2 protein-coding genes and 2 pseudogenes are annotated in these 4,097 nt (G+C 38.5%); all 4 read left to right on the forward strand.

Features of this window, described 5'->3' with window-relative positions:
* Nucleotides 1–510: 510 nt before the first annotated feature.
* The 4 genes and pseudogenes from AB1414_16765 to AB1414_16780 all read left to right on the forward strand — a co-directional run bounded on the left by AB1414_16765 (nt 511) and on the right by AB1414_16780 (nt 3,907).
* Nucleotides 511–2,037, forward strand: a pseudogene (locus AB1414_16765) (nidogen-like domain-containing protein).
* A gap of 528 nt (nt 2,038–2,565) precedes the next feature.
* Nucleotides 2,566–2,802: pseudogene (locus AB1414_16770) on the forward strand (colicin E3/pyocin S6 family cytotoxin).
* Nucleotides 2,799–3,548, forward strand: a complete 750-nt coding sequence (locus AB1414_16775; protein ID MEW6609070.1) for a hypothetical protein — start codon at nt 2,799–2,801, stop codon at nt 3,546–3,548. The pseudogene AB1414_16770 and the gene AB1414_16775 overlap by 4 nt, the downstream one beginning before the upstream one ends.
* Nucleotides 3,549–3,730: 182 nt before the next feature.
* Complete coding sequence (locus tag AB1414_16780; GenBank protein MEW6609071.1) at nt 3,731–3,907, forward strand: hypothetical protein; 177 nt, start codon at nt 3,731–3,733, stop codon at nt 3,905–3,907.
* Nucleotides 3,908–4,097 lie beyond the last annotated feature (190 nt).

Raw genomic sequence — 4,097 nt, forward strand, 5'->3', positions numbered from 1 at the left:
ATTGATACCCAAAAAACCAGTAACCCTATCTTTCAACGATTATTTACTTATGACCAATCCGGTAATCTTACACAGGAATATTCAGACGCTACCGGGACGACAGCATTTGCCAATTATACCTATGATAACCTGAATAGACTTACGGGTATAGAGTATACACCCGTAGATTATAAAGATATAATCTATGGATATGATAAAGTAGGAAATCGACTTAGCTCACAGGTGCAAGCTGAGCCAGTCCGCAACTATATCTATACCTCTAATCACCTTAAATCAGATGGTGTCTATAACTATGACTATTATCCTAATGGTAATCTAAAGTCAAAATCTGGTATGGGAGATACTTTTGAATATTACTATGATTATGAGAATAATCTGATAATGATAGGTAAGAATGGATTTGTAGAAGAGCGATATGTATATGATGGAGATGGAAGAAGGGTAGAGAAGATAAAAGGCGAGGATGTTACTATATACCATTATGACCTTTCAGATAGGGTATTATGTGAGATGAAGGGAAAGACAGAGGTTAAACAAACAGTTTCTTTAAAATATAATATTTCTAAGACCGATTATCAATGGATAGAAACTACACAGGCTACCGGTATAACCGGAGATGACCAGACGATATTGTTTAATCTACCATTCAAGTTCAAGTTTTATGGTCAGGAGTATGATAAGGTATATGTCTGTAGTAATGGTTTTTTAAGTTTTACCTCAGATTCTAACAGATATAGGGCAGATAACATTCCTAATTCAGGTGCCCCAAACGCATTAGTCGCACCATTCTGGCGGGATTTAAACCCAAGAAAAGGTGGTAAGATTACTTATGAAAGTAACAGTGAGAGATTTGTAGTGACTTATGATAGTGTCCCCTTATATTCCCCTTCCCAATATTGCCAGACATTCCAGATGATTCTTTACAAGGATGGCACGATTACTTTCCAATATAAGAATTTACAAGGAGTAGATAGTAGAGTAGTAGTCGGCATAGAAAATCAAGCCGGAAATGAAGGAGAGGCGTATGATAGGAATTTACTTGAAAATGGCCTGGCATTAAAAATTCAAGGAGTAACTGGCAAAGAAGCTATTCAAACTGAAGATGTTAAATATGAGTTGCAGGAGACTAACTATCAATGGATAGATACTGAAAGTCCGACCGAGATTACTGGTGATGACGAGAGCAAATGGTTTAATCTGCCATTTACTTTCAGGTATTTTGATAAGAGCTATGATAAGATAAATATTAACAGCAATGGATTCTTGAGTTTTAATGGAGATTATAGTATTAGTGACTCATACTGTCCCACGAATATCCCTGATACGCGGGCACCAAATAGTCTGATAGCGGTTTTCTGGCGTGACCTGAATCCCGCTCGAGGTGGCAAGATTACTTACAAGGATTTAGGGGATAGATTTGTAGTCAGCTGGGAGGATGTGCCATTATACGGTCGGAGTGAAAAAGAGACATTTCAGGTTATACTCCATTACGATGGTCGGATTGTCTTGCAATATAAAACCCTGCAGGGTGTAGATGGGTATGTAAAGGTAGGGATTGAGAATAGTCAAGGGAGAAATGGGGTGGCTATTCCTTTAGCCTCGATTAGGGACGGGAAGGCGTTCGAGTTGAATCTGATTGTCAAGGAGATAAAGTCACCACCAGCCCAGAATGTAACTATCACCAGTAAGACCTCGTATGCCTATGGTAATGGGCAGTTATGTATTAGGGTGGAGGAAAATCCGCTTGGCAGTCCAGCAAAACCATATTACTACCATAATGACCACTTAGGCTCAGCAAGGGTGATTAGTGATAAAGATGGTAAGGTAGTCGAGCAGTATTTCTATTATCCCTTTGGTGGTGGAGGACCTGTTGGCGGACCGACATTTACGGGCAAGGAGCTGGATGAAAGTGGCCTGTTCTACTTCGGCGCAAGATACTATGACCCAGCCTTGGGAAGGTTTATTTCACCGGATCCGGTACAGGTGCCAGGAGATAATCTTTATGTTTATTGCGCAAATAACCCACTCACAAATATAGACCCGAATGGTGAATTTTGGCAATTTATATGGGCAGCATGGAAATTCTATACCGCAGCAAAGACACTTTATAATGTCTATGAAGCATATCAGTATGGTGGATGGGGAGCAGCTTTAATGAGTGCTGGTAGTAGCTGGATGCTTAATCAATTTAGTGCGGGGATAAGTGCAGGGATAAATTTTGGAAAGTGGGGTGGAGCATTAGGAGATGTATTAGAATGGGGAATAGAAGGAGCAATATATGGTGGCGTAAGTTCATTAATGTGTGGTGGAGATTTCTGGGCAGGTGCAAGAGAAGGTGCATACTTGGGTATTGGTTCTGGAATAGCAAATGCTTTATTACCTATTTTAGGTGTAGTACCTACACCAGAGGAAGAAGCAATCATTAGCGATCCAGCAAGTCCTACAGATATTATTGGTGCAGGGAGGATAGTTGTTGGTGGAATAAAGACAGTTCTTGTTGGTGGGGGTAAGGTAATAGGAAAAGGTATAAGTAAAATCGGAACGGAGATTATAGGAAAAGGAGCGGCAAAAGGTGTAACTAAAGCTCAAAGTCCAGCTTGGAAAGAACTTAACACCTTTAGGGGAGGAATTAAAACGTCTGGTAAAGGAAGAAATAAAGAATACTATAAGTGGGACCACACTCATAACCATATTGAGATATATGATAGATACGGTAACCATAAGGGAGTTATGGATCCAATTACTGGTGTGAGAGATTATAGTAAAGTAAGAGCTGGAAGAAATATAAAGGATGAGTTATGATGAATAAAGAAAATTATTATATAAATCTGTTAATTAAAGGTAAAATGAATGAGGAAGATTACAAATTATGTGGGAAAATAGACCTTCTCGATTTATTAGGAAAGGGCAAAATTACTGAAGAAGAGGCATACGACATATTCGAAAATACCACTAAGGATTGGCATGATGGGAAAATAAAAGATATGTATGATGCTGAATTTTTATGTTTCTCTCAAAAGGAATGGACAGGATTTCCCGCTGGTTTATCATCTATTGCAAACTGGCGAAAGAATGGATGGCCTACAAAATGTTATTTCTGTTCAAAGTCTTTGGATACTGATCAATATGGATGGATGGTTTTTGAAGATGATGAAGATGTTGCTCATATTGTCCATATCGATTGTATGCCGACACCAAAGGGTCCTGTACATGGAGGTAAACAAGTGATGGATTTGTTGGAAAGGATTTTAACAGGTGAGATTTCTGAAGATGAAGCATATGAAATCTATAATAATGCTGTGCATGAATTTAGAATGGGGAGATTACCTTCAGAACTTGGAAGTTACTTTGGATTTTCTCTTAAAGAATGGAAGGCTTTCGAGGAGGATGGAGATTTATCCACTATTGCCAATTGGCGAAAGAATGGATGGCCTACAAAGTGTTATTGGTGTTCTAAACATTTAAATACTGATCATGATGAATGGACAATTTATTGGGATGACAAATCCAAAGCTCATATCATTCATGTAAATTGTGAGAAGAAGTAAGGATGTCAGACCTTGATTAATCAAATTCGCAACAAATTCGGGGGACACACAAATTCGGGGGACACAATACTAAATTCGGGGGACACAATACTTAATTTTTATTTTTTTCAATTGCTCTTTGAAAACTAAACATCCCTGGCAATCGTGACCCAAATGTTATGATTGCACCATTCTTCAGGGTTTTGAACCCAAATGCAGGCGGCAAAATTACCTATAAGGATTTAGGGGATAAATTTGTAGTCAGCTGGCAGGATGTGCCATTATATGGTCGGAGTGAAAAAGAGACATTCCAGGTTATACTCCATTACAATAGTCGGATTGTCTTGCAATATAAAAAATTAGTAAGCGTTCAGGTGTAAATAAGGAGAAAAGGGGAAATGGGGAGAAAGGAAAGGAGTAGGGGAATTAGGTAGCAGAAGGTTTCATCAGTTGTCAATGACATTCTAAATAATATGATTTTCTTACTAAAATAAGAATACTTTTTCCCCTTTTCCCTGATTTCTCCATTTCCCCTTCGTTACACCCTGAACGGTTACAAAAATTACAGGG

Source organism: bacterium (assembly GCA_040755795.1).
Classification (GTDB): domain Bacteria; phylum UBA9089; class CG2-30-40-21; order CG2-30-40-21; family SBAY01; genus JBFLXS01.